Origin of the sequence: Streptomyces sp. NPDC088400, assembly GCF_044753355.1 — a bacterium.
Taxonomy (GTDB): domain Bacteria; phylum Actinomycetota; class Actinomycetes; order Streptomycetales; family Streptomycetaceae; genus Streptomyces.
Window position 1 is genome coordinate 231780 of sequence record NZ_JBIVMZ010000004.1, and the last position, 25485, is coordinate 257264.

The 25485-nt window shown below is 70.6% G+C and carries 25 protein-coding genes; 9 read left to right on the forward strand and 16 right to left on the reverse strand.

Features of this window, described 5'->3' with window-relative positions:
• Position 1 precedes the first annotated feature (1 nt).
• Positions 2 to 487: a hypothetical protein gene (locus ACIQD6_RS12315; protein WP_401881151.1), complete on the forward strand. Its 486-nt coding sequence runs from the start codon at positions 2 to 4 to the stop codon at positions 485 to 487.
• A 97-nt stretch (positions 488 to 584) separates the two neighbouring features.
• Here the strand turns inward: ACIQD6_RS12315 and ACIQD6_RS12320 are convergent, their stop codons facing one another.
• The 5 genes from ACIQD6_RS12320 to ACIQD6_RS12340 form a co-directional block, all read right to left on the reverse strand.
• A complete protein-coding gene (locus ACIQD6_RS12320; protein ID WP_401881153.1) occupies positions 585 to 1721 on the reverse strand; it encodes an XdhC family protein in 1137 nt (378 codons plus the stop codon).
• 144 nt (positions 1722 to 1865) lie between these two features.
• Positions 1866 to 4259, reverse strand: coding sequence for a beta-glucosidase (locus ACIQD6_RS12325; RefSeq protein WP_401881709.1), 2394 nt, complete (start codon positions 4257 to 4259; stop codon positions 1866 to 1868).
• A 116-nt stretch (positions 4260 to 4375) separates the two neighbouring features.
• Positions 4376 to 5266 (reverse strand): carbohydrate ABC transporter permease, encoded by an 891-nt coding sequence (locus ACIQD6_RS12330; protein WP_401881154.1) that lies wholly within the window; start codon positions 5264 to 5266, stop codon positions 4376 to 4378.
• Entirely contained in the window at positions 5266 to 6228 is a 963-nt protein-coding gene (locus ACIQD6_RS12335) for a carbohydrate ABC transporter permease (RefSeq protein ID WP_401881155.1), read from the reverse strand. Before ACIQD6_RS12335 ends, ACIQD6_RS12330 begins: the two co-directional genes overlap by 1 nt.
• Before the next feature lie 8 nt (positions 6229 to 6236).
• Positions 6237 to 7538 carry an ABC transporter substrate-binding protein gene (locus ACIQD6_RS12340; RefSeq protein ID WP_401881157.1) on the reverse strand — a complete coding sequence of 434 codons (1302 nt, stop codon included), beginning with the start codon at positions 7536 to 7538 and terminating at the stop codon, positions 6237 to 6239.
• Between the two features lie 149 nt (positions 7539 to 7687).
• On the opposite strand from ACIQD6_RS12340, the gene ACIQD6_RS12345 reads away from it, so the two are divergent.
• The gene (locus ACIQD6_RS12345) at positions 7688 to 8716 is read left to right on the forward strand and encodes a LacI family DNA-binding transcriptional regulator (RefSeq protein WP_401881159.1); all 1029 of its coding nucleotides are present in this window, start codon (positions 7688 to 7690) and stop codon (positions 8714 to 8716) included.
• Between the two features lie 28 nt (positions 8717 to 8744).
• On the opposite strand, the gene ACIQD6_RS12350 is transcribed toward ACIQD6_RS12345, so the two are convergent.
• Positions 8745 to 9320 carry a TetR/AcrR family transcriptional regulator gene (locus tag ACIQD6_RS12350; protein ID WP_401881161.1) on the reverse strand — a complete coding sequence of 192 codons (576 nt, stop codon included), beginning with the start codon at positions 9318 to 9320 and terminating at the stop codon, positions 8745 to 8747.
• Between the two features lie 150 nt (positions 9321 to 9470).
• Between ACIQD6_RS12350 and ACIQD6_RS12355 the strand changes: the two genes are divergently transcribed.
• Positions 9471 to 10208, forward strand: a complete 738-nt coding sequence (locus tag ACIQD6_RS12355; RefSeq protein ID WP_401881162.1) for a lysostaphin resistance A-like protein — start codon at positions 9471 to 9473, stop codon at positions 10206 to 10208.
• A gap of 65 nt (positions 10209 to 10273) precedes the next feature.
• Here ACIQD6_RS12355 and ACIQD6_RS12360 read toward each other — a convergent pair whose 3' ends face one another.
• On the reverse strand, positions 10274 to 10465 hold the full coding sequence (locus ACIQD6_RS12360) for a hypothetical protein (RefSeq protein ID WP_401881164.1): 192 nt from the start codon (positions 10463 to 10465) through the stop codon (positions 10274 to 10276).
• 129 nt (positions 10466 to 10594) lie between these two features.
• On the opposite strand from ACIQD6_RS12360, the gene ACIQD6_RS12365 reads away from it, so the two are divergent.
• Both ACIQD6_RS12365 and ACIQD6_RS12370 read left to right on the forward strand, forming a co-directional pair.
• Complete coding sequence (locus ACIQD6_RS12365; protein WP_401881166.1) at positions 10595 to 11029, forward strand: UTRA domain-containing protein; 435 nt, start codon at positions 10595 to 10597, stop codon at positions 11027 to 11029.
• A 152-nt stretch (positions 11030 to 11181) separates the two neighbouring features.
• Positions 11182 to 11436, forward strand: a complete 255-nt coding sequence (locus ACIQD6_RS12370) for a DUF2277 domain-containing protein (protein WP_401881168.1) — start codon at positions 11182 to 11184, stop codon at positions 11434 to 11436.
• Positions 11437 to 11585: 149 nt separating this feature from the next.
• Here the strand turns inward: ACIQD6_RS12370 and ACIQD6_RS12375 are convergent, their stop codons facing one another.
• Both ACIQD6_RS12375 and ACIQD6_RS12380 read right to left on the reverse strand, forming a co-directional pair.
• On the reverse strand, positions 11586 to 12608 hold the full coding sequence (locus ACIQD6_RS12375; RefSeq protein WP_401881170.1) for an ABC transporter permease: 1023 nt from the start codon (positions 12606 to 12608) through the stop codon (positions 11586 to 11588).
• Positions 12605 to 13591: an ABC transporter ATP-binding protein gene (locus ACIQD6_RS12380; RefSeq protein ID WP_401881172.1), complete on the reverse strand. Its 987-nt coding sequence runs from the start codon at positions 13589 to 13591 to the stop codon at positions 12605 to 12607. Before ACIQD6_RS12380 ends, ACIQD6_RS12375 begins: the two co-directional genes overlap by 4 nt.
• A 105-nt stretch (positions 13592 to 13696) precedes the next feature.
• Here ACIQD6_RS12380 and ACIQD6_RS12385 point away from each other — a divergent pair, with 105 nt between their 5' ends.
• The 3 genes from ACIQD6_RS12385 to ACIQD6_RS12395 all read left to right on the forward strand — a co-directional run bounded on the left by ACIQD6_RS12385 (position 13697) and on the right by ACIQD6_RS12395 (position 16006).
• Positions 13697 to 13828: a hypothetical protein gene (locus tag ACIQD6_RS12385; RefSeq protein WP_401881174.1), complete on the forward strand. Its 132-nt coding sequence runs from the start codon at positions 13697 to 13699 to the stop codon at positions 13826 to 13828.
• A gap of 325 nt (positions 13829 to 14153) precedes the next feature.
• The gene (locus tag ACIQD6_RS12390; RefSeq protein WP_401881176.1) at positions 14154 to 15353 is read left to right on the forward strand and encodes a sensor histidine kinase; all 1200 of its coding nucleotides are present in this window, start codon (positions 14154 to 14156) and stop codon (positions 15351 to 15353) included.
• Complete coding sequence (locus ACIQD6_RS12395) at positions 15350 to 16006, forward strand: response regulator (RefSeq protein ID WP_401881177.1); 657 nt, start codon at positions 15350 to 15352, stop codon at positions 16004 to 16006. Before ACIQD6_RS12390 ends, ACIQD6_RS12395 begins: the two co-directional genes overlap by 4 nt.
• A gap of 53 nt (positions 16007 to 16059) precedes the next feature.
• Here ACIQD6_RS12395 and ACIQD6_RS12400 read toward each other — a convergent pair whose 3' ends face one another.
• The 5 genes from ACIQD6_RS12400 to ACIQD6_RS12420 all read right to left on the reverse strand — a co-directional run bounded on the left by ACIQD6_RS12400 (position 16060) and on the right by ACIQD6_RS12420 (position 22183).
• Positions 16060 to 16743 (reverse strand): DedA family protein, encoded by a 684-nt coding sequence (locus ACIQD6_RS12400; protein ID WP_401881179.1) that lies wholly within the window; start codon positions 16741 to 16743, stop codon positions 16060 to 16062.
• A 182-nt stretch (positions 16744 to 16925) separates the two neighbouring features.
• A complete protein-coding gene (locus tag ACIQD6_RS12405; RefSeq protein ID WP_401881181.1) occupies positions 16926 to 17366 on the reverse strand; it encodes a DoxX family protein in 441 nt (146 codons plus the stop codon).
• A gap of 69 nt (positions 17367 to 17435) precedes the next feature.
• A complete protein-coding gene (locus tag ACIQD6_RS12410) occupies positions 17436 to 19523 on the reverse strand; it encodes an FAD/NAD(P)-binding protein (RefSeq protein ID WP_401881183.1) in 2088 nt (695 codons plus the stop codon).
• Between the two features lie 153 nt (positions 19524 to 19676).
• Positions 19677 to 21413, reverse strand: coding sequence for an alkaline phosphatase D family protein (locus ACIQD6_RS12415; protein WP_401881184.1), 1737 nt, complete (start codon positions 21411 to 21413; stop codon positions 19677 to 19679).
• A gap of 116 nt (positions 21414 to 21529) precedes the next feature.
• Positions 21530 to 22183 carry an HNH endonuclease family protein gene (locus ACIQD6_RS12420; protein ID WP_401881185.1) on the reverse strand — a complete coding sequence of 218 codons (654 nt, stop codon included), beginning with the start codon at positions 22181 to 22183 and terminating at the stop codon, positions 21530 to 21532.
• Between the two features lie 513 nt (positions 22184 to 22696).
• Here ACIQD6_RS12420 and ACIQD6_RS12425 point away from each other — a divergent pair.
• A complete protein-coding gene (locus tag ACIQD6_RS12425) occupies positions 22697 to 23434 on the forward strand; it encodes an ABC transporter permease (protein ID WP_401881186.1) in 738 nt (245 codons plus the stop codon).
• Positions 23435 to 23590: 156 nt separating this feature from the next.
• Here ACIQD6_RS12425 and ACIQD6_RS12430 read toward each other — a convergent pair whose 3' ends face one another.
• The gene (locus ACIQD6_RS12430) at positions 23591 to 24268 is read right to left on the reverse strand and encodes an HAD-IA family hydrolase (protein WP_401881188.1); all 678 of its coding nucleotides are present in this window, start codon (positions 24266 to 24268) and stop codon (positions 23591 to 23593) included.
• 208 nt (positions 24269 to 24476) lie between these two features.
• A complete protein-coding gene (locus ACIQD6_RS12435; protein ID WP_401881190.1) occupies positions 24477 to 25424 on the reverse strand; it encodes a peptidoglycan-binding protein in 948 nt (315 codons plus the stop codon).
• Positions 25425 to 25485: the final 61 nt, after the last annotated feature.

Consider the following 25485-nt stretch of genomic DNA (forward strand, 5'->3'; position numbering starts at 1 on the left):
TATGACCACGCTGGCCGTGACCGGGCACATGGACCTGACCGAGGAGAGCGTGCCGCTCGTTCGGGCCGCGTTGCGTGGGTTGTTGGAGCCGTACGGCAATGACCTGACCGGCGTGTCGTGCGTCGCCGCCGGGGCCGATTCGCTGTTCGCCGAGGAGGTTGCCTCGGTCGGCGGCGCGCTGGTGGTGGTGATCCCTTCGCGCGACTACCGCGAGACGAAGGTGAAGCCCGAACACGCGCCGGTTTTCGACCAGTTGGTGGAGGCCGCCGCCGAAGTGCTGGTGATGCCTCACCAGTCCGCGAACCGGCAGGCGTACGAGTCGGCGAACGCCGTTCTGCTCGACCGGGCCGACCGGCTGGTCGCCGTATGGAACGGGGAGCCGCCGTCAGGGAAGGGCGGGGGTACGGCGGACGTGGTGGTCGCGGCGCGTGAGGCGGGTCTGCCGGTGGATGTGGTGTGGCCGGAGGGGGCCGCGCGGCGGGCCTGAGGTCGGCCCCGGTTCGCGAGATCGGCCTGCCTTGACGGCCCCGGCTACCGTGAGCGGCTGCCCTGGCGGGCTCGGCGGCCTTCCACGGTCAGGGATGTCAGTGATGGATCGGCTGGTGCATGTGCGTGAGGCGGGTGCCTGTGCCGCCCCACTGCAGCGCGATGATCTCCGCCATGATCGCCACCGCCGTTTCCTCCGGGGTACGGGCGCCCAGGTCCAGGCCGATGGGGGAGGAGAGGCGGGCGAGGGCGGATTCCGGGAGGCCCGCCGCGCGGAGTTGGGTCAGGCGGGTGTGGTGGGTGCGGCGGCTGCCCATCGCGCCGATGTAGCGGGCCGGGGTGAGCAGGGCGCGTTCCAGGAGGGGTACGTCGAACTTCGGGTCGTGCGTGAGGACGCAGATGACCGTGTTCTCGTCCACCGGGTGGTCCTCCAGGAAACGGTGCGGCCACTGGACGACCAACTCGTCCGCGTCGGGGAACCGCTTGCGCGTCGCGAAGGTGGGGCGGGCGTCGCAGACCGTGACGTGGTAGCCGAGGAACTTTCCCATCCGCGCTACCGCGCTCGCGAAGTCGATCGCGCCGAACACCAGCATCCTCGGCGGCGGGGCGAACGACTGGACGAAGACGGCGAGTTGGTCCATGCGGCGCTCACCGGCGGAGCCGACGTGTACGACTCCGGTACGGCCCTGCGCGAGCATGCCCCGGGCCTGGTCGGTGATCGCCGCGTCCAGACGTTCGCCGCCGAGGGTGCCCGACGGCCCGGCCGCGTCCGGGGTGATGACGAGGTTTCCGGCCGGGGGCGGGGGTGGCGGCGGGGCCGGGTCCTGGGCCGGGGGTGTGATGTCGGGGAGTACGGATGCCACCGCCACCGGGCGGCCCGACGCGATGTGGTCCAGGACGGCCGGCAGTTCGGGGAAGTGCTCGTCGTCCGCCGGGCGTACCAGGATCTCGATCGTCCCGCCGCAGGTCAGGCCCGCTTCCAGCGCGTCGTCATCGCTCACGCCGTAGGTCGCCAGCGCCGGTTCGCCCGAGGCGAGGACCTCGCGGGCCAGCTCGTACACCGCGCCCTCGACGCAGCCTCCGGACACACTGCCGTATACCTCGCCGTTCTCCGCGACGGCCATCGCGGCGCCCGGCCGGCGGGGCGCCGAATTCCAGGTCCGTACGACCGTGGCCACCGCGAACCGCACCCCGGCCGTGTGCCAGGCCGCGAGGGATTCGGCGATGTCCCGCACGGTGCTCCCTTCGCCGGACCGGGCGACCGGACTTCCTCCGGGCGGGGGCGAGTGGTTCGTCGCCGGACGGGGTGGCCGGCGCTGCCGGGCGCCCTGAGCGCCACCCTAGGCCGCCCCCGGTTTTTCGCATCCCGGGCATCCCGGTCATCCTGGGCATCCCGGGGTGAGCGTGAACGCGGCGTGCAGCTCGCGGGTGTGGTCGACCCGCCGTACCGGACCCGTCAGCCGTACCCGGGCCGTGAGCCGGACATCGGCGCTGGAGGCGCCCAGACGCAGCTCCAGATCGCCCGGTTCGACCCTGCGGTGCCCGTCGCGGCCGGTGAAGGAGGCCAGGTCGGCGGGCACACGTACGCCGACCTCGGCCCGTTCGTCCGGCCCCAGGGGGACCCGCAGATAGCCGATCAGCCGCTGGACCGGCTGGACGACCGAGGCGACCGGATCGTGCAGATACAGCTGCACCACCTCGGTGCCCGTCCGGTCGCCGGTGTTGTGGACCGTGAAGGACAGCTGTACGGAACCGTCCGTACCGGCTTCCAGCAGCTCGCCCGGCTCCGGGCCGGACCAGGCGAACGAGGTGTACGTCAGACCGTGCCCGAAGGCGAACGCCGGGGTGGGGTCGATGCTGGAGACCTCGCTGACCTGCGCCAACGGGGCCGCGAGGTACGTGGACGGCTGCGCGCCCGGCAGCCGGGGGACACTCACGGGGAGCCGTCCCGAGGGGTTGATCCGGCCGCTGAGTACGCCCGCCACGGCCGGTGCGCCCTCCTGGCCGGGGAAGAAGGACTGCACAATCGCTCCGGCTGCTCCCGACAACGCCGCTGCTCCCGCCGCCCCCGTCGTCCCCGCTGCCCCCGCTTCCCTCGTCGTCCCCACCGCGCGGCCCAGCGCGTACGGGCGCCCCGCCAACAGCGTCACCACCACCGGCGTACCGGTATCGAGCAGCGCTTCGAGCAGCTGTCCCTGTACGCCGGGCAGGTCCAGGCTCTCCGCGTCGCAGCCCTCCCCGCTCGTACCGCGACCGAACAGTCCCGCCCGGTCGCCCAGTGCGGCGACCACCACGTCCGCGTCGCGGGCCACCCGTACCGCCTGGGCGAAACCGTCCGTGCCGGTCGAGTCGATTCCCGCGCCCGGCACGGTGACGATCTCGGCTCCGGGGAACTCCGCCGTCAACGCCTCCCGCAGGGTGGGCAGTTCGATGCCCGCCGGGGTGCCGGGGTGCTGCGTTCCCACGTGTACGGGGAAGGAGTAGCAGCCCAGGACCGCCGTCGGGTTGTCGGCCTGTGGGCCGACGAGCGCGATACGGGCCGGGCGGTCCAGCGGGAGTGTTCCGTCGTTGCGCAGCAGGATCACCGAACGTTCCGCCAGACGGCGTGAGATGTCCCGGTGCGCGGGGGAGTTGAGGTCCACGGTGCCGCGCAGTCCCTGGCCGTCGGCCCGTCCACCGGCCCGTCCACCGGCCCGTGTGGACGCCCCGGCCTCTGCCGGCGCTGCCACCAGTGCCGTCGGTACCGGCGTCCAGCCCGGGTCCAGCAGCCCCAGCTCCGCCTTCTGCGTCAGTACGCGGCGCAGCGCGCGGTCGATCACGGACTCGGGCAGCTGTCCGGCGGCGACCGCGTCCCGCGACGGCTGTCCGAAGGTCTTCACCGTGGGCAGTTCGATGTCGACGCCCGCGGTGAGGGCCGCCGTGGCGGCGCCGCCCCAGTCGGGGGTCACCCGGTGCAGGGTCTTCAGGAAGGCGATGCCGAAGTAGTCGGCCACCACCGTGCCGTCGAAGCCCCAGGTGTCCCGGAGCAGACCGGTCAGCAGGTCCTCGTCGGCGGCGGAGGGCAACCCGTCGGTGTCGGTGTACGCGTGCATCACGGACCGTACGCCGCTCTCCCGTACCGCCATCTCGAACGGCGGGAGGATGACGTCGGCCCGCTCCCGCGCGCCCATGCCCACCGGGGCGAGATTGCGGCCGCCGCGCGAGGCGGAGTAGCCCGCGAAGTGTTTGAGGGTGGCCACGATTCCGGCGGACTCCAGGCCCTGGACGTAGGCCGTGCCGACTGTGCCGACCAGGTAGGGATCCTCGCCGATGGTCTCCTCGACCCGGCCCCAGCGGGCGTCGCGCACCACGTCGAGTACGGGGGCGAGCCCCTGGTGCAGGCCCACCGACCGCATGTCGCGGCCGATCGCGGCCGCCATCTCCCGTACGAGATCCGGGTCGAAGGCCGCGCCCCAGGACAGCGGGACGGGGTAGGTGGTGGCTCCCCACGCGGCGAAGCCCGCGAGGCACTCGTCGTGGGCCATCGCGGGGATGCCGAAGCGGTTGGCGGCGACGATACGTTCCTGGGTACGCATCAGCGACAGGGCGCCGAGCGCGGGGTCCACCGGGACCGTGCCGAACGGCCTGGTCAACTGGCCCAGGCCGGAGGGGAGCAGCTCGTCCAGCGACGGAGGGCGGTCCATGTCGTGCTGGTGCGGGGCGACTTCGGCGCCGTCGTCGGAGGCTCCGGCCCACAGGCCGTACAGCTGGGCGAGTTTCTCCTCCAGCGTCATGGTGGTGATCAGGTACTCGATCCGTTTCGCGCGGTCCTCCGGAGTGGACGCGCCGGAGCCGGAACCAGTGTCGGAGCGGGCGTCGGAGCGGGTATCGGCGGTCGTCACGTTGTCGATCACTTTCCTCCGACGCCCATCAGCCCCTGGACCAGGGCGCGGCGGGCGAACAGGTAGACGAGCAGGACAGGCAGCGTGGACAGGACCACGGCTGCCAGCAGGCCGGGGATGTTGATGCCGTACTGGGTCTGGAAGTTGTACAGCCCGAGGGTGAGCACCTTGGTCTCCTCGGACTGCGTCAGGACGAGCGGGAAGAGGAAGCCGTTCCACGCCTGGAGCGCCGAGAACACCACGATCGTCGCGAGCCCGCTCCGGGACAGTGGTACGACGAGCTGGAAGAAGACCCGCCGGGTGGTCGCCCCGTCGATGGCCATGGCCTCGAAGAGTTCGTCGGCGATGTCACGCATGGTGCCGGTGAGGATGAGCGCGCAGACGGGCAGACAGAACGCGGCGGTGGGCAGGATGACGCCGATGAGGTTGTCGTACAGACCCGCTGTGCTGATCACGTAGAACATCGGGACGATCACCGCCTGGGCGGGGATCGCCAGCCCCAGCAGGAAGAGGCGGAAGACACGGCCGGTGGCGCGGCCCCGGTTCCGTACGATCGAGAAGGCCAGCGGCGGTACGAGCAGCAGCACGATCACCACGACGCTCGTCGTGACGACGATGGTGTTGAGGAAGTAGCGGCCGAAGCCGTTGGAGAAGTCCTGCGTGTAGTTGGAGAAGGTGAAGTTCTCGGGGAACGAGAGCGGGCCGCCCGCGCTGTAGTCCGGCCGGGTCTGGACGGTCGCGCCGAGCATCACGTACAGCGGAAGCGCGACCAGACAGAGCCACAGCAACACGCCGATGCCCGCGAGGTAGTTGGGGCGGTTCCGGGAACCCGAGAGGTTTCTGGGCCTCGATTGCTGCCTCGTCCCCGCGTGGTGTCCCGCCGTCGGACCGCGCCTCATCACAGGCCTTCCCTCGTGCCGGCCATCTTGTCGTAGCCCGAAACCCGCACCACGATCAGCGAGATGACCGTCGCGACGAGCACCAGCAGCAGCGCGATCGCGGCCCCCGCGCCGAACTCGAAGCCCTTGAAGGCCTTTTGGTACATGTAGAAGGCGCTGATGGTGGTGTCCGTGCCGGGGCCGCCCTGAGTCAGGATCAGTACGGTGTCGAAGGTCGTGAGCCCGCCGACCACCATGAGGATCACTGACGTGATGATGGAGTTGCGCAGCTGCGGCAGGGTGATGTGGAAGAACTGCCGTACGGTCCCGGCGCCGTCGATCGCCGCCGCCTGGTAGAGCACGGTGGGGATCGCGCGCGTCGCGCCCTGGTAGATCAGCGCGTGCAGCGGGGTGAACTGCCAGGTGCTCACCAGTACGAGTACGCCGATCGCCCCGGTGCGCGAGCCCAGGAGATTGCCGTCCCCGAACAGCCAGCGTGCCTGTGCCGGTACCCCGAAGTTGGGGTCGAGCAGCGCCCGCCAGAGCACGGACACCGCCGTGGCGGACAGCAGCAGCGGTACGAAGAAGACCGCCGAGAGCACGGCCCGGTTGCGCTGCGGGCCCGCCGCCCAGACTCCCAGCAGGAGGGACAGCGGTGTCTGGGTCGCCACTCCCAGCGCCGTGAGCAGCACACTCAGCCAGAGGCTCTTGATCATCACCGGGTCGTGGGCCAGCTTGACCCAGTTGTCGAGGCCCGCGAACTCCGGCGATCCGAGCCCGCTCCAGCTGGTGAAGGACAGCACGGCGACCAGCACCAGCGGCACGATCGCGAACAGCGCGAAGAACAGGGTGGCGGGCAGCGCCCAGCCGAGACCGGGGCGGGCGACGCCCTGGTGGGAGGGCGGGGTCGGGCGTGAGCCGGGTGACCGCTGCCGTCTCCCCTTTTCTTTTCCCGGTGGTGCGAGGGTAGCCATGTCGGGCATCGCGGCCCTCAGCCGGTGGTCAGAGCTTGCATGGCCTTGATGAATCCGTCGGCGTCCGTCTGCCCGTTGAAGAACTGCTGGACGGCCTGGTGCAGCGGCGTGGCGTTCGTCTGGAGGTAGGCCTGGTCCCACGACAGCTGGAATGAGGAAGCCTTGTCGACCAGGTCGAACTGGTACTTCAGATACTCCGGATTGTCCGCCGAACTCAAGAACTTCGAGGTGTTCGTGGTGGTGGGCAGATTGCCGATGGCCAGCTGCTCCTTCACGAACTCGTCCGAATACATCAACGTGAGGAACTTCGCGATGTCTTCGGCGTGCTTGGTCTTCTTCAGCACCGAGTAGAAGTTGTTGGTGTTGCCGACGACGGCGGCCGGGTCGCCCTTGCCGCCCTCGATGCTGGGAAAGGCGCTGTAGCCCAGGCCGTTCTCGGCGAAGTCGGGGTTCGCGTCCTGGACGGTGGAGTACTCCCACGAGCCCATCAGCTCGAAGCCCGCCTTTCCGCCGGCCAGCAGCGCGGGGGAGCCGCCGTCGGTGAACTTCACGGAGTCGTAGCTGGTGCCGAACGCCCCCGCGTCGACCAGCTCCTTGAGCATGCTCAGCGCCTTCTTGCTGTCGGCGCTCTCCCACACACCGGTGTCGCCCGCCAGGGCCTTCTCGATCAGCCCGGGACCGGCGATACGGTCGTAGAGATACTCGAACCACATCAGGGTGGGCCACCGGTCGCCGCCGCCGAGGGCGATCGGCGTGACGTCCTTGGCCTTCAACTTCCGTACGGCGTCGAGCAGTTCCTCCCAGGTCTTCGGCGGTCGGACGCCCGCGTCCGCGAGCACCTCGCTGTTGTTGAAGAGCAGCACCGGCTGGGTGCCGCGCATGGGGACGCCGTACGCCTTGCCGTCGACCACCGCGGTGTCGAACACCGACGGCAGGAATTTCGCCTTGAGCCCCTGGCCGTCCGGCCCCAGTTCGTCGAGCGGCAGCAGCAGGTCCGCCTTCACGAAGGGCTGGATGCTGCCGCCGCCCCAGTTGAAGAAGACGTCCGGAGCCTGCGGGGTGTTGATGATCGTCTGAAGCTTCTGCTGGTAGTCCGCGCCGGGGACGGTGTCCAGCACCGCTTTGACCTTGGAGGTCTTGTTGAACGTCGCGACGATCCGTTTCTCCGCCTTGTTCGCGGCGTCGCCGTAGACGAGCACATGGAACTCGTCGGAGCCGCCGGAGGCGCTGCCATCACCGCCGCAGGCCGCCAGACTCAGTCCCAGGACGAGCGCCACGCCACCGGCGACGGTCCGGGAAAACCGTGCGCGTGTTGTCATCGTTCGACCTCTCGACGTATCGAAAGTATCGGCGGCATCGCCGAAAGTATTATGGCGAGTGACCGTAGGACTCCGCCCCTGAGTGGTCAACAGTGCGGTCGTCGCGCGACCAAACCGTTACCGAGGGCGGGTGGCTTATCCTTCAGCCCATGCGTGATGACAGGAGTGCGGGCCGGGTCACTCTGGCTCAGGTGGCCTCGCAAGCCGGGGTATCTCTTTCGACAGTTTCGAAGGTCCTCAACGGGCGTCCCGATGTCTCGGCCCCCACCCGGGTCAAGGTGGAAGAGCTGCTGGAGGAACATGGCTACCGGCGCTCCACCCCCAGCGCTCCCGAGGCGCCGCTCATCGAGATCGTCTTCCACGAACTGGACAGCACCTGGGCGATGGAGCTGATCAGAGGGGTCCAGAACGTCGCCAAGGAGACCGGCGTGAGCGTGGTGCTCACCGAGACCGGCACCCGTCACTCGCCGGGCGCCGACTGGGTGGAGGGCGTGCTGCGACGGCGCCCGCTCGGTGTCGTCCTGGTCTTCTCGACGCTCCCGGACGACCTCAAGAAGAAGCTGTGGTCCCGGGCGATCCCGTTCGTCATCATCGACCCGGCCGGTGATCCGGAACCCGATGTGCCCTCGGTCGGGTCCGCCAACTGGGCCGGCGGGCTCGCCGCCACCCGGCACCTCACCGAACTCGGCCACCGCAGAATCGCCGTCATCACCGGCCCCCAGGACATGCTGTGCTCGCTCGCGCGCCTCGACGGCTTCCGCTCGGCCATGGGCATGGCCGGCCTTGAGGTGGACCCGGCGCTCGTGCGGTTCGGCGACTTCCACGTCCGGTCGGGGCACGACCACGCCATGGAACTGCTCCAGGAGCCCGACCGGCCGACCGCCGTCTTCGCCGGCAGCGACCTTCAGGCACTGGGGGTGCTGGAGGCGGCCCGGGTGCTGGGGCTCCGTATCCCGGAGGACCTGTCGGTCGTGGGGTACGACGACATCCCGTTCGCCCAGTGGTCCAGCCCCGCCCTGACCACCGTGCACCAGCCGCTCGTGGAGATGGCGGAGGAGGCGGCGCGGATGCTGCTGCGCCTGCGGCGCTCCGACCAGGCCGACGCGCGTATCGAGTTCGGTACGCGGCTGGTGGTGCGGGACAGTACGGCGCGGCTGGAGCCGGTGGCCACGGGCTAGGTGTGTTCTGGGGCTTAGCCAGGCCGTGTTAGCTGATCACACGTTCGGCGAACCATCGGAGGGCTCCCCTCGCCCCCTCCAGATCGAAGCGCTCCGGGCCGATCAGGAGGTTCAGATGGAGCCCGTCGATCAGCGCGAGAACGCGCGTGACATGCGCGTCGACATCGTCGGCCACCACGTGTCCCTGGCCGGCGAGCGTTCCGAGCCACCTCTGGAGTACCTGCGCGGACGAGCGATGCCCGCTCTCCAGCAGTCCGCGTACCGCCGGCAGGGGCTCCGGGCCCAGGGCGAGCCGGTACAACTCGAACCAGCCGCCCAGTACCGCCTCCTGATGCTCGGACGGAGGCAGGAACTGCACGAGGCACTCGTACAGCCGTTGGACCGGATCGCGTGTGTCGTCCGCGATGGCCAGGTCGTCGAGTGACCCGCTGACGAGCTCGACCGCGACGGCTTGGTGCAGGTCGGCCTGCGAGGGGAAGTAGTGGCGCAACGTCGTCGGCCCGATACCTGCCGCGTTCGCGACCGCCCGCACGCTCAGGGCGCCGATGCCCTCGGCCTTCGTCAGCCGTAGGGCCGCTTCGATGATCTCGTCCCGTCTAGACATGTGCGCATCGTAGTACGGCGTGCCAGCACGCCGTACCGGTACGCTGTACTAGTACGGTGTGCCAGTACAGCGTGCCGGGGATGTGCTCACGCACCGACTTCCGCACCGGCACCCCTCACATCACGGCCGGACCACGAAACGGGAAGCACCATGCCGAACGACTACCTGAGCCCTGCTTTCGCGATGGCGTCTCCTGACGCGCCGCCGGAGCGCAGCACGAAGCGGCCCGGATGGCCCGAGATCGCCGGCGGGGCGGTGACGTATGCCGTCCTCGTCATCGCGGGTATCGCCCTGATCCTTTCGATACCCGACGAGCAGGCCGTCGCCCGTGGGGTCGTGAGCTACGCGGTGTCCGCGCTGGCCGGGCTCGGCGCGTTCGGGATCGCCGTCATCCTCCGCGTCCGGGACCTGAGCGCGTTCGGGCTACGACGAGTGGCCTGGAAGTGGCTCCTGCTCGGAGCCGGACTCGGGGCCGGCGCATTCCTTCTGAACATAGTGGTGGCGATCGCCTACGCCCAGATCTCCGGCGATACCAGCACCCCCCAGGGTGATTACCGTGCTGCCGCCAGCGGGGGAGCACTCTCGTTCGTCCTCACGTTCCTCTTCGGCGCGATCGCCACCCCGATCGGGGAAGAACTCGCCTTCCGCGGTGTGCTGGCCAACGCTCTCGGGCGCTACGGCCCCTGGGTCGGCGTCCTCGCCAGTTCCGCGATCTTCGCCGTCGCGCACGGCGTGAACGTCATCCTGCCCATCGCCTTCGTGGTGGGTGTCACCGCCGCACTCCTGCTGCGCAAGACCGGATCGGTGTGGCCCGGCGTGTGCGTCCACGCTGTCAACAACGGAATAAGCGTGCTCGCGCCCGCGCTCCTGGCGCTCTCCGGCACCTGAGCGATCGATCGGCGCGAGGGTGTCGGCCTCGCTGGCCGCCGGGCGTACCCCAGGGAGGACGTATTTCAGTCCGGTACCAGGTCGGTGATCGTGAATTCGTGCAGCCGCATGATGAGTTGGCCGGCGCGGACCCAGTGGATGCGGGGGTCGTCGAAGGCCACTCCGGTCGCGTCCACCGCGACGGGAGACGGATACCCCGGCTGGTAGAGCGCGCCCCGGACTCCCGCCAGGCCGAAGGCGCGGACCCGGAGGGCCACGTATCGCTCGCGCAGGTGCGGGCAGGCGTGGACTGACTTCAGGGCGGACCTGGGTGCGAAGCAGACCACGGGAGCGGATCGCCTCCAGATGCTGCGGGTCGGAGGTACCGGTTCCGGCCCGGTGAGCGAGTGGAGATCATCAGCGCGGGGCTCGTATCGGCGCCCGCTGAAGTCGCCGAGGCGCTGGGGCTGGCGGAGGGCGCCCCTGTCGTCAGGCGGCAGCGCAGGTATCTGGACGACGAGGGTGTAGTGGCCCTGTCCATGTCATGGCTACCAGGGGAGTTCGCGGACAGCGCTCCTGAACTGATCGCGCCGGAACCGCTGCCGAAGATGACGTTCGGCCTGGTGGAAGAGCGCACAGGGCGGCGTGCGGTCCGCAGGCGTGACGTGGTGTCGCTGCGTCCGGTACCGGCGGAAGCCGCACCTCTCCTCGACGTTCGGGCAGGTGCGTTGGTCTTGACCATGACCAATCACTACTGGGACCAGCACGGTTCGGTGACCGAGTACGCCACCGACTTCCTCGGCGTCGATCGTCGCCTCTCGGCGGAGTACGACATGCCCTGAGCCCTTCGCGCGCTCGGCCCGTGCCACGTTCCGGCCCCTGCCACGTTCGGGCCCATCCGCTCGTACGGCGGGAGCCCGGCCGTACGGCAGGTGGGGAAGCTGCCCCGGGCCGGGGCGGGCCCCATGTCCGAGTCATCGGCCACACTGGAGGCATGTGCCGCAGCATCAAGACCCTCCGTCCGCCCGTCCTCCCCGAAGAGGCCACCGAGGAGGACATCCGGGCCGCCGCTCTCCAGTACGTACGCAAGGTCTCCGGCTTCCGTGAACCGGCCGCGCACAATCGCGAGGTCTTCCATCGGGCCGTCGAGGAGATCGCGGAGTCGACCGCGAAGCTCCTCCAGGACATCGAGGTCCGGGGTTCGGCTCGCTCGGCGGGGGCGAATCCTCCGGCGCGAGAGAGTGCCTGAGAGGCGTTCGACGTGGGCGAAGGCCGTGAGCCGGTCAAGGAGCACCTGGCATTCCAGATGCTCCTCGACCGGCTCACGGCCTCCCTCGACCGGGCCCGCCGCGTACCGCGCCCGGCGACTTCCGCCGCCCCGCGTTGCAGGAGGGCCGGTCACAGGAGTCGCTTGCGGCCCCAGAGGAGGACGAAGGCGACGATGGCGGCGGTGAGAGTGAGCATGATGCCCGCTCCGAGCCACTGCATCGTCTGCATCTGGTCGACAGGAAGGTAGTCGATGGACCAGCCGACGATGTCCTTGGACTGCAGGCAGGTGGTGTGCGCCCGGTCGTTCTCCACCTGATCGAGGCAGGTGGTCCAGCCCAGGCGGTCTCCGGAGCCGGTGAGGAAGTAGGTGCCCTGTCCCTGCTGCTCCGCCTCAAGGGGCAGCTCCGGCGGTACCGCACCGGACCCGACGCCCTTGTCGGTGTTGATCGACATGATATGGCCCAGGCTGCGCCAGAGTTCGCTCCAGACGAACTCGATCGCCACGACGATGCCGAGCGTGACCACCATCGACACCAGCGTGCGGCGCAGGAGCATGCCGGCCGCCACGCCCACGGTGAACATGAGCAGGGCGTAGGCCACCGGTGTGACCCCCGTGACACTGAAGACGGAGGTCCAGATGAGGCCCTCGGAAAGTCCCTTGGCCGGTTGCCACCACCAGGTGAAGACGGAGGCGAGTATGCCGGTCGACAGGGCGAGCATCGTGGCGGGAACGGCGAGTTTCATGGTGAGCCACCGCAGTCGGCTGACGGACTGCGAGGTCACCAGTTTGGCGGTGCCGGTCTCCAGGTCGCCCGCGATGAGCGGAGCCCCGAGGAGGACGCCGGCCAGGACCGGAATGAAGCTGAAGTAGCCCGCGATGCTGCGCAGACGGTCGACGTGGGTCTCGAACTCGGGCGGCAGGCCGCCGGACCTCCGTGAGGTCGGCTCCTGGGCGGACAGGTAGTCCATCATCTGCCCGCGCAGGTAGACCATGGCGACCACGCCGAGGAGGGTGACGGCGATGAGCGTCCAGAACGCGGCGCGGTGCTGGCGCCAGATGAGCCAGACCGGACCGCCGAGCCGGGGGATCCACTTGTTCCGGGTGGATCCGGCGGGCGCCGTACGGACCGGGTCACGAGTGAGCGTGGTCATGCGGTCACAGCCTTCTTGCCGTCGCGGGTGATGATGTCGTGGATGTCGCCGACCTGGGCGCTGGGGGCGATCAGCGGGGGCGCGTCGGGGGAGCGCAGATAGGCGAGCAGAAGCTCCTCCAGGGTGGGAGGCTCGGCCTGGCCGCCGTACTCGACCGGTCCGCCGAGGCGTACCAGGACGCCCGGCCGGCCCTCGCCGCTGCGGGAATCGATGACCCTGTGCGGTGCGACGGCGGGGGACGGGCCGCCCTCCGGGGTGGTGAACAGAGCGTGTGCGGCGCGCAGTTCTTCCACCTCGCCCGCGAGACGCAGACCGCCGTTCGCGATGACGAGGAGGTAGTCGCAGATGTACTCCAGCTCGGCGAGCATGTGTGAGGACACCAGGACCGTGGTGCCGTGCTGGGCCGCCTCCTCCGTCAGTGTGGTCATGAGTTCGCGGCGGACCAGCGGGTCCAGATCGGACATCGGCTCGTCGAGGATGAGCAGTTCAGGGCGCTTTCCGAAAGCCAGGGCGAAAGCGACGCGGGTGCGCTGCCCGCCGGACAGCGTTCCGATCTTCGCGTCCATCGGCACCTGGCCCGCCTGGACGATGCCCTCGGCGACCACCTGGTCCCAGCGGGGGTTGAGTTCGCGGCCCAGCCGCAGGGTCTCCGCCACGGTGAATCGCTTGAACAGCGGCTTCTCCTGGGTCAGGAACGCGGTTCGCAGGACCGCCTCCGTCGACCCCGGTGCCGCGCCGAACACCCGCAGGGCGCCCGTCGTCGGCCGGATCATGCTCGTGGCGAGGCCCATCAGGGTGCTCTTGCCGGCGCCGTTGGGGCCGACAAGACCGCACACCCGCCCGGCCGGCAGCCGGAAGGAAACGTCCCGCAATGCCCAGCCGCGCCGGTACTTCTTGCCGAGCCCCTGGGCCTCGATCGCGGACTCGCCGGCGGGGCGTGCGAGCCCCGCTCCGCTTCCGTAATGCGTCTCTGCGTGGTCCATGTGTGGCTCCTGTGCGTGTGGGAGGGCAGGCCGTGTACGTGGGGGTGGGGCGGCCGTGTGCGTGTGAGAGGGAGCCGACCGCGTGCGTGGAGGAGCGGGTCGGCTGTGTACGTGGAGGAGCGGGTCGGCTGTGTACGTGGGGGAGCGGGCCGGCTCTGTACGGTCGACCGCTGCCGGGAAACCGCCTACGCGGGGCGCCTGTTCGGCTGCCACCCGAGGCTGGAGGCCGACCGGTGAGCCGTCGGCGCTGCCGGAGCGCGACCGGACCGTTCACGCCCGCCAGGACGACGCGTGGCACCCGGCGCCCCGGTCGCTCCGGCCGGCGCGACGAAAACCCGAGAGGGGAGCAGGACCACGCCAACGCGGGCTCCAGCGCCTCCGGGGCTGCCCACCAAAGTGACGTTGGCCGTGATCATGACATGCTCCTTGGGTGATGAATGGCGAACGCCGCCCGGTGGATACAACTCTCCTCCGCCGCGTCCTGCGGCGGATCGGGCGAAAGACAGATCATTCGAGGCCGGCTCCGACTTTCGGCCGGTCGGCCGGAGGGACGGTGCGGGCGATGGCGGAGACGGAGTACGGAGAGGCCACGGGTGCGAGGGGCAGAGGGCGCGCGCTGCTCCTGCCGGCCACGGCATGGCTGCTGCTGGTCGCGGGCCTGGCCGCCCTGGTCGTGCTGGACTCGGTGGCGGGCTTCTACTGGATCGTGGAATACGGCCCCGCCAAGCTGATCGGCGCCCTGCTGGCGATCGTTCTCGTCGTGGTGTCGCCCCGGCTCGACAGCCGGGCGCTGCCGGTGGCCGGCGGCACCGCCGCGTTCGTGTCGCTGTGCGTCTCCGTCTACATGCACTTGGAGATGAGGACCGGCGCGCAGGCGCTCGGATTCGCCGAACCGGCGGCACTGGCGCTGCTCCTGCTGCTCGTCGCCCGGCGGGCGAAGCCGTCGTGGGCGGCGTTGGCCGTCCCCCTGCTGTGCGCGGCGATCGTGCTGCGGCCGGTGTCGGTCACGGCGCGGCAGTCCACCATCATCATGGCGCTGCTCTTCGCTCTGGGAACGGTCACGGCGCTGGCCATCGGTCTCGGGATGCGTCTGCTCCTGGCGGACCGGCGGCGCCAGGCGGCGGCGCTCCGGCTGGAGCAGCGGACGGAGTTCGCCAGGGACCTGCACGACTTCGTCGCCCACCACGTGACCGGCATCGTCGTACAGGCACAGGGAGCCCAGGCGATGGCGGGCCGGCGGCCCGAACTGGTGCCGCCCGCGCTACGGCGGATCGAACAGGCGGGTTCGGAGGCGCTGACCTCCATGCGGGCCATGGTGGGGATGCTGCGCGACGCCGACGGGGAAGTGGCGCTGACGCCGCTGGCGGGCATCGGTGAAGTGCGTTCGCTGGTCGAGGAGTTCTCGGCGGTCGGCGGCGCCCGGGCCCGGCTCGACCTTGAAGGGACCTTCGACGACCTGCCGGTGGAGGTGACCACCACCGCTCACCGGGTGGTGATGGAGGCCCTCACCAACGTACGCAAACACGCCCACGGATGCACCGAGGTGCGGGTGCGCGTGGACCGCTCGGGAGGCCGGGTCACCGTACGGGTCAGCGACGACGGACAGCCGCGGCACGTCTCCCACAGCGGCTTCGGGCTGAAGGGCCTGGCCGAACGGGTCGGCCTGATCGGCGGAAGCGTCCAGGCGGGCCCGGCGACGGGCGGCGGCTGGGGCGTCGAGGCGACGCTCCCGGTGTTCACGGCCGGGGTGGTGGCGTCATGACGATCCGGGTGCTGATAGCCGACGACCAGGCCATGGTCCGCGCCGGGTTCGCGATGATCCTGGCCGCGGAGGACGACATCGACGTCGTCGGAGAGGCCAAGGACGGGGTGCACGCCGTGGAACTCGCCGAGCGCCACCGGCCCGACGTGGTGCTCATGGACATCCGCATGCCCCGCATGGACGGGCTGGAGGCACTGCGCAGACTGACCCGCCCCGGCACCGTGAATCCGCCGAAGGTCGTCGTGGTCACCACATTCGACGACGACGAGTACGTTCAACGTGCCCTGAGCGAAGGCGCCTCCGGTTTCCTGATCAAGGACTCGGGCCCGGCCCTGCTGGTCGAGGCCATCAGGGCCGCGGCCTCCGGCGAGGCGCTGGTGAGCCCGGCCATCACCGTACGGTTGCTGCGACGCCTCAACAGCGCCGTACCCGCGCCCCGGGAGCCGGACAGCGCGCTCTCCGCACGGGAGAAGGATCTCGTACGTCTGGTGGCCAGAGGGCTGACCAACGCGGAGATCGGCACCGAACTGTCCATCTCGGTGGGCACGGTGAAGACCCATCTCGGCAACGTGCAGATCAAACTGCCCGCCCGCAACCGCGTGGAGATCGCCGCCTGGGCCTGGGAATCCGGCCTGGTCGACGGGCGACAGTAAGCTCTGTTCGCGCAACGCCGGGCCGACTGCACGCCGGCGCGGGGGAGGAGTGTCTACGCGGCGGGGGCCGCGGTGACCGCCGCAGCCCGTGCGGACGCCGCCGCCGGACGGCGTATGACGTACGCCGCCAGCGCGCCCGCCGCGAACAGCGCCAGTACGGACACGGCCGCGCCGACCCAGCTCGCGCCGAGCCACTGGCCGCCGAAGTAGCCGAGGCCCGCGCTGTAGCCCGTCCATGCCACGCCCGCGAGCACCGACCAGGGGAGGAATTCCTTCACCTTGCGGTGGGCCGCGCCCGCGCTCAGTGAGACCACCGAGCGGCCGGCCGGTGCGAAACGGGCGATGACGACCAGGATGCCGCCGCCACGGCTCAGCGCGCCGCCAAGACGTTCCTGCGCGATGGTCAGCCGGCGTGAGCGGGCGAGGGCCCGGGTGAGCCGGCCGCCGTCGCGCCGGGCGAGGCGGAAGGCCACCAGGTCGCCGAGGACGGACGCCACGGCCGCGCACACCATCAGGATCAGGAGGGACGGCACCTCGCGCGGTACCTGCGCGACCTTGTCGGCGGCTCCGGCGGCGGCGCCCGCGACGGTGGTCGTCCCCGCGGCGGCCGCCGTGGCGGTCGTGATCACGAGAACCCCGCTGGGCAGGACGGGCAGAAACACATCGAGCAGTACGGAGACGGCCACGACGGCGTAGATCCATGGGCTGCCGGTCAGCAGCCCCACACTCTCCAGCACTTTTACGACTCCCCCGGCCCGGTCCTGTGACAGCCGCGGCGTCGCGGGAGCGGCAGGGGCGGGTGTCGCCGTACAGCGTACGCCTGTGCGGTACGGAGAGATCGCCCGGGGCAGAGCAGAACGGCGCCCGGACCCTCAACTCGGGTCCGGGCGCCGTCTGCCGGTCAAGCGGAGTCAGGGCGTCAGGCGGCCACCGCTGTGCGCTGGTCCTCCCGCTTCGCCTCGGAGCCGCCGGAACGGGAGGCGAACAGCTGGTCCAGGGCCATCGCGCCCGGGCCGGTGAAGACGATCAGCAGGAAGGCCCAGCAGAACATGGCGGCGGGCTCGCCGTTGTTCTCCATGGGGAAGAGGCCGTCCGGCTGATGGACCTTGAAGTACGCGTACGCCATGGAGCCGGAGGCCACCAGGGCCGCTATGCGCGTACCGAGGCCCAGCATCACCAGGACGCCGCCGACGAGCTGGATGACGGCGGCGAACCAGCCGGGCCACGTGCCGGTCGGCACGGTTTCCTTCTCGAAGAAACCGAAGAGCGAGGCCGCGCCATGGCAGGCGAAGAGCAGCCCGACGACGATGCGGAAGAGTCCGAGCGCGTAGGGCTGAGCGTGATTGAGACGTGTGTACATGGGGGGTTGTACTCCTTCGATCATTGGTCTGGACCGACGAGAGAAGCTCCCCCCATACGTTAGGCAGGCCTAATCTATGCTTGCAAGTTCAACATTCTGGCGGGGATCAATTTCCGCCGTGTATTCCACTTCGCCGGCGACCGGCCTTCGCAAGATGGCACGTGCCACCGCGTCGGAGTCGGAGAGCATCACCGAGTCGACCCCGGGCCGGGCCCCCGCCGCGGTCACCCAGTGCACCCCTTCCGTGGGCACTCCGAGCGCGAACCGCCTTGAGTGAGGCTCACCCTGACGGTCAATCAGCAAATATGGCCGCCGCGTTACATCCAGTCCGCCGGTCACGTAACCATCAATGCGGTGCGGCCGGCACTGACCGGTCTTCAGCAGTCGCGACAGCAAAGGATCGGAAGTGCGCCGAAGGTCCGGTTCGGGCAGTCGCGCCTCCACGAGAGTGGTCGCGTGGATCACCGAACCCGGCACGTCGAGCGACTCGGCGACGAAGACGCCGTCCCGCGCCTGTACGGACGTTCGCGGGCCGATCACATCCAGGATCCCCGCCTCGACGAGGGCCGCCATCTCCTCGATACGGCGGCGCGGCGGACCGATGGAGAGGAAGGCGTTGAGGGGCGTGTACCAGCGGTCGAGGTGGTCGCGACGGGAGGTGCCGGAGAGGCCCGCGTGGTCCACGATCATCCGCACCTCGTTGCGTAGATCGCGCAGCACGTCCAGGGCCGCCTTGACCGGACCCGCGACATTGCCGAGCTCGGCCTGTGCCGCGTCCTTGCGCAGATGGGCCAGCAACCAGGCACGATGATCCGCCGGATCGCGGAAGTCCGCCCCTTCGTACGGCCGCGAGATCTCGTCCCAGGACCAGCGGTCCGCCGGTCCGATCCCCGCGTCGTCGAGAACGGCGGCCTCCTGCGGGCTGCCGTGAGGCGCCGCGAGGAAGCGGTCGAGGACGCGTGCCCACGCGGCCGGAGGGTGCCCTTCCGCCGCCCATGCCGTCCGGTAGAAGACCGCCTCCACCTCCTTGGCGATGAGCGGCCATATCTCCGCGAGGAAGTCCGGCGGGTCGCCCTCGTCCACGCGCTTGCGGAACACCGCGATCACGTCCGGGGTCAGCAGGAGCGGCAGATGCCGGCCGGACGGACCCTTCGCGTTGTCCCCGCGCGCCTGGTACGGGACCCCGCGCCGCGAACCCGCGTACAACTGCGGCTCCCGGCCGGACGGGTGGTATACGAGTACGCCGTCGGCGTCGCGGCTGAAAATGCCGCCGCGACCGGCCGTCAGCAGCGCCATGTGATCGAAGAAATTCAGCCCGAGTCCGCGCAGCAGCACCGGTTCGCCGGGAGGCACCGAGGAGAGATCGACATCGGCGGGGTTGGCAGGTGGCAGATAGCGAAGCCGGTGCCGGGCCGCGTACTCCGCGAGCGTCGCCTGGGTCTGGCCGGAAACCACCGGTAGATGGCCCTGTGCGAGGACCACGGCACAGAGGCCGGAAAGCGTCGTGCCGTTGTCGAGGGTGAGGGTCTGGGTGGGGCGGTACGGCTCGGACAAGACCCGTATATCGGTCGAAGCGGGAGGCGGGGTGGGGGCGTGGGGCTGGGCCGGGGCACGGGAAGGGGCGAAGGGGCGGGAAGGGGCGGGGGTGTTGATGTCGTCATCCAGACGGACCGCGCGGGCCCGGTGGACCTCGACCGTCACATTCGCCGGGGCGCCCTCCACCGTCCTGCGGAAGGCCCACTCCAGATAACGGCCGTACGCGGCGCGGCTCGGGTAGTCGTCGGGGCCGAGCCGTTCGGCGGGACGGCTCGCGGCCCACTCGTACAGGCTCGGCCCCGGACATATCGGCCCCTCGCACTCGACGCTGTCGTCGGTGAAGACGGTCACCTGCGAGGCCACCGTGTTCATCAGCAGTTCGGCCGACTGGTCGGTACGCCAGACGCGCCCCGCGCCGGGCGGCTCGGGGTCGATGACATGCACGGTCAACGGAGTGTCCGGGGCCAGTTCGGGCACGGACGCGCAGAGTCTTTCCAGGACCGAGGTGCCGCGAGGACCGGCGCCGACGACGGCGAGAGAGTGGGGCAGGGGCTGCCGTACAGCGGACAAAGCAGTGACTCCCGGGGCATCTGGGGTGCTGGAAGCGGATGGTCCGCTCATCATGCCGTTGGTGCGCCATGAGTTCGAACCCTTGGGCGGAGGATGACCTCGTGTGGGAAGCGTCACGGCTCCAGGGAGAGGGCGTTCGTCATCGGGTGACAAGACCGGTCGGCCCAAGGGGCGAGTCGCCGGGGCTGCCGCGCCGTCGGGTCGTCAGGTGGCCGTCAGGGGCCGCTCCTGTACGGTCACCAGCTCGGCGCCGCCGTCCTTGGCGCGGGCACGGTCCAGCCGGAGGCCGGCCGAACGGCCCCGCATCGTCAGCGTCATCAGCTGGTTCCCGAACCATGGCCCGCCCGTTCTGCCCCAGTTGACCGAGGGTGGTCCGACCCGACCGTGCCGGATCAGGGAATGTCCCAGACGTCTGCCCAGTCGGCTCCAGCCGAAGCGGAAGCCGAGCTTCATATAGGCGGGGACGGAGTTGTGTACCGGGGAGCAGGTCAACTGGAGGACCCGCGCGTCCGGGTCGCCGGCCTGCCACGACGGTTCCGCGACATACGCGTGGTGCACATCGCCGGACAGGACGCACACGGTCGCCGGGGCCCCGGGGCCGCTGCCGGCCTCCGCGATCAGTGCCGCCAGCTCCTCGAAGGAGTCGGGGAAGGCGGCCCAGTGCTCCAGATCGGCCGCCCGGCGCAGCCGTTCACCGAAACGCGCCCAGCGCGGGCCGCGTTCGCCGTGGCAGAGGGCGGAGTTCCAGGACTCCAGGTCATGGATGAAGGGCGGGAGCAGCCAGGGCAGTGAGGTGCCGATGAGGAGATGGTCGTACGGGCCGTCCGTTCGGCCGCTCTCCGCCGGACCTCGCCCGTCCAGTACCTGGTCTCTTACCCACCGGGCCTCGCCCTCGTGGAGCATCGCGCGGTGCTGCTCGTCCAGTACGCGGGCGGCGCGGGAGTCGACCATCAGCAGGCGGGTGCGCCCGAAGTCGCGCCGGTAACTCCACCGCGCGTACGCCGGGTCGCGGTCGGCCTCGGAGGCGAACCGCCGCAGCAGCTCGGTGCCGTCGGGCTCCGCGCGTACGGCCGCGTACAGCTCGTCCGTCGCCAGTTCGGCGGGGGTGAGATTGCCGAGGTGCTGGTAGACCCAGTACGACATCAGCCCGCTGAGCACCCGCTCCTGCCACCAGGGTGCGGCGCGCATGTCCGCCAGCCAGGCGGCGCTGGTGTTCCAGTCGTCGACCAGATCGTGGTCGTCGAAGATCATGCAACTGGGGACGGTGGAGAGCAGCCAGCGTACGTCGGGGTCGCTCCAGGACTCGTCGTAGAGGTGGGTGTACTCCTCGTAGTCCGCGACCTCCGCGCCCGGCGGCTCGCTCAGGTCCCGGCGCTCGGCCATCCGGCGCTGGGTCGCCTTCGACGTCTCGTCCGCGTACACCTGGTCGCCGAGGAGCAGCAGGACGTCGGGGCGTGTTGCGTCGGGGTGGGCCGCGAGGTGGGTCGCGAGGGTGTCCAGCGCGTCGGGGCCGACGGGGTCCGGTTCGCCATGGGCCGGGGAGGCCCAGCGGCAGGAGCCGAAGGAGACGCGCAGTTCGCCGGGATCCGTCCCGGTTTCCTGCGGAGTGCCCGGTCCCGGTTCCGGGGATGGGGACGGGGACGGCTGGACTGCGGGGGTGTGGATCGTGCTCGGCGGATACGGAGAGTCCTCGGGCGGCCAGACGCGGCGGCCGTCGAGGAACACGTCGTACGGGGTGGCGGTGCCGGGGGGCAGGCCGGTCACCGGGATCAACGCGTAGTGGTGGCCGGCGACGTGGAACGTACGGGATGTGCCGTACGCGCCGTCCCCGCAGCGGACCTCCGCCGTGGACGGCCGGTCCGTCTCGACCCAGACGGTCGCCGTACCGTCGCCGTCCCAGTCGACGTAGCGCAGTAGTGGTCCCAGGCGCAGCCCGGTCATATGTGCCCTCCTCCGTCGATCCGTACGGTACGGAACGACGGAGGAGGTCGGGCAGGGGGGCGGCTTTCGTCGCTGAGAAGCCGCTCAGTGCCTGCTCGGAGCCGGTCTGTGGACGCTCAGCAGCCGCTCAGGGTGTTGCTGAGCGCGGTCTTCTCGGCGGAGTCGACCGTCATGTTGTAGTACTTCTTCACCTGCACCCAGGCGCGGACGTAGGTGCACGCGTACGCGGAGCGCGGCGGCATCCACTTCGCCGGGTCCTGGTCGCCCTTCGACTGGTTCACGTTGTCCGTGACGGCGATGAGCTGCGGGCGGGTCAGGTCGTTCGCGAACGACTCACGCTGCGAGGTGCTCCAGCCGCTCGCACCCGACTTCCACGCCTCGGAGAGCGGCACCATGTGGTCGATGTCCACGTCGGACGCGGCGGTCCAGGTGTCGCCGTCGTACTCCGAGTACCAGCTGCCGCTGGTGGCGGCACAGGCGGAGTCCTGCTGGACGTTCGAACCGTCGCGCTTGAGCACGACCTCACGGGTGTTGCAGGCGCCGGACTGGGTGCTCCAGTGCGGGAACATCTCGCGGCTGTAACCGCTGGAGGAACCTTCCGCCTGCACGGTCAGCTGGCCCAGGTAGGTACGGGCCGTGGAGGCGCTGATCGGGGTGGGCATGGCGGCCTGCGCCGTGGGGGCGGTGAGCAGGGTGGTGGCGGTGGCGAGGGCCGCCGATGCGGCGAGGACGGCGATACGGGGCATGCGACGCGCGTAGATGGCTGACATGCGAACTCCCTTGAAATGTGGGGGGACGAACCTGGCCTGTCCGTGCGTGGCGGGGCTTTGGCTCGGGCCGTGCGGCGCGGTTGGGCCCGGCCGCCATCGTGGCGGCGGTGGGTTTCCGTGGGGTGGGCACCAGGTAACAGGGTGGCGACATGAGCACGTCACATCAAGAGGTTGAGGTGTCGAGGTTGTCCTGATGGACCGGCAATTGGGGTCTATCGGGGCAAGATTGGCGAGGTGGGAGCGGGTGGCGGCGGTGGCGGCGAGGCGTGGTGCGGTCTTGATGCGCGAGGGGCGCGGGGGCGGGGCGTGCGTGGGGCGCGAGGTGGGGCGGGGGTGAGGTGCCGGGGTACGAGGTACGCGGAGCGGGCGCGGGCCGGTGATCGGGGAGCCGGGCGTGCGCGGGCCGGTGATCGGGGAGCCGGGCGTGCGCGGGCCGGTGGTCGGGGGGCCGGGCGTGCGCGGGGCGGTCACTGCGGCGCGGGGCGTCGTCCGGGTGCGGCATAGGGTGGCCGCGTGCTGCTTCGGGTCGATATCACGTTCGGGGTCGTCCTCGGCCTGCTGCTGATCGTCGCCGTGGCCGTGGCGGCACTCGCGCATCTCGGGCGGGCCCGCGAGATCGCCGTCGCGGGGGTGCGGGCCGCGCTGCAACTCGGCGCGGTCTCCTTCGTCATCGGGTGGGTGATCGGATCCGTACCGCCGCTGCTCGGTTTTGTCGCGCTGATGTTCGCGGTCGCCGTACGGACCGCCGGGCGCCGGGTCACCGCGAACGGGACGTGGTGGTGGACCGCCGTGCCGATCGCGGCGGCGGTGGGCCCGGTGATGGCCCTGCTGCTGCTCACCGGAGTCGTACCGGCCAAGGGCATCGCGCTGATCCCCGTCACCGGCATCCTCATCGGGGGCGCGCTCACCGCGACGGTCCTGGGCGGCCGGCGCGCGCTCGACGAACTGCACGCGCGCCGGGGGGAGGTCGAGGCGGGGCTCGCGCTCGGCCTGCTGGACCGGGACGCCCGGATGGAGGTGGCGAGGCCGGCGGCGGCCGACGCGCTGCTGCCGGGGCTCGATCAGACCAGGACAGTCGGGCTCGTGACGCTGCCGGGAGCCTTCGTGGGGATGCTGCTGGGAGGCGCGTCACCGGTGCTGGCGGGGGCGGTGCAACTGTTCGTGCTGGTGGCGCTGATGGCGGTACAGGCGGTGGCGGTGAGCGTGGTGCTGGAACTGGTGGCGCGGGGCCGGATCGACCGGGACGGCTGAGGTTCGCGGGACGCCGGGGGCGTGCGGCGCCACCGCGCTGCGCCGGGCGCGTCGGGGTGCAGGGAGCGCGGAAGCGCCCGGCGTGCGCTCCTGCGCTCCGAAGGGCGGCGCCCGGCGTGGCTCCTACGCTCCGAAGGGCGGCGCCCGGCGTGGCTCCTACGCTCCGAAGCGCAGCGCGATCTCGCCCGACGGCAGTGCCTCCACCCGCAGTTGGGTGAGGTCCACGACGTGTGCGTCCGGCGCCATCGTCTTCGCTCGCGGGCCCACACCCACGACGCGCATGCCCGCCGACCGGGCCGCCGTGATGCCCGCCTCCGAGTCCTCGAAGACCACGCAGTCCTCCGGGGCGAAGCCCAGTTCGGCCGCGCCCAGCAGGAAGCCCTCCGGGTCGGGCTTGCTGGCCGTGACGTTCTCGGCCGTGACGCGGATCTTGGGCATCGGGAGGGCCGCCGCGGTCATCCGGGCGTCCGCCAGGGCCACGTTCGCCGACGTGACCAGGGCGTGCGGGAGAGTGGCGATGGCCGACATGAAGGCCGGGGCGCCGGGGATCGGGACGACTCCGTCCGTGTCGGCGGTCTCCTCGGCCAGCAGCCTGCGGTTGTCGGCGTGGTTCAGCTCCATGGGGCGGTCCGGAAGCAGTACGGCCATCGTGGCGTACCCCTGGCGGCCATGGACGACGTTCAGGATTTCCTCGGGATCCAGGCCGTGCTCGTCGGCCCAGCGGCGCCAGCAGCGTTCCACGGAGGCGTCGGAGTTCACGAGAGTGCCGTCCATGTCGAGAAGGAGGGCTCGTGCGGTCAGTACGGACGTCGGGGAGGACGCGGTGGCCGGCATCGGGGGACTCTCCAGAGGGCGGGAGCGGAACGAGCGGGACAGGTGAGCCCGTACGAAGACGAGTGATCCCGTACGAAGGCGAGTGATCCCGTACGAAGGCGAGTGAGCCCGTGCCGAGACACATGACTCGCCCCGATACAGAGTGGCTCCGCCCGTCGGTCAGGGTGCACGGGCGGAACCACTTTGTTTCCGTATTATACAAACGAGATCAGTGACGGCCACCCCTACCCTGGGTTTCCGCCTCCAGCGCCTTCCGGGTGTTCGGACCGTAGACGCCCGCCGGGTCGCCCCCGATCTGCCGGTACGCCTGGTAGATACGCACCCCGCCCTCGACGCGTTGGTCGTACTTTCCGTCCGGCTGTCCGCGGAAAAGCCGGACCTCGGCCAGCCGCTGCTGGAGCGCGAAGACCTCCGGGCCGGAGTCCCCGAGGCGCAGTGAAGCGCCCGCCGGGGGCTGGTCGGGCCGCTCCGGGGCCTGGGTCGTGGGTTTCGGGGCGGTCGTGGGTGTCGTACGGGCCGGGGGTGGCGCCTGTGGCGTGGCCGGGCTCGACGTGGAGGGGGAAGGGGACGGGGAGGCGGATTTCGTGGCCGACGGTGTCGGCGACGAAGACGGTTTCTTCGACGGAGTGGGTGTCGCGGACGCGTCCCGTGTCGCCGCGTCCGGTGCCGGCGCTCCCGTGTGCGTCTCCTTCGGCAGCGCCCGAGCCGCCCCGTCGTCCCCTTCGAACAGGCCGCCGACGAACGCCGCCGTACCGATCACCGCCACCACCACCGCGCCGATCGCCACCGCCCGGAGCGGCTTACGGCGAGCCGGCGGCGGCTCCGGGGTGACGTCCGTGACGGCCGAGGGTCCTGCGGCGGCCTTCGGTGCGGCCAGGGGTGGCAGCGGGCCCGCCGTACGGAAGGTCGCCCGCGTGTCGTCCTGCGCGTCGAGCGTCACGTACGGCCGCATGCGCAGCGTATGGAAGTCCTCGGTCGCCGCGACCTCCGCCGCGATCTCCTCGGAGCGTCCGGCCTGTACGGCCCCCGCGGCCCGCGCGGCGCAATCGCAACCGCCGCGATCGCCGCGATCGTCACGGCCGCCACTGTCGTCGCGGCCCGGTTCGCCCTGTGCGGTTCGCGGCGCACCGCACTCAGGACAGAGCTGTCCGGTCAACGTGGGTTCCCTCCCCTTGAGCTGCCTCCCCCCGAACTGCCGCCGATTATGCAGGCCCTTT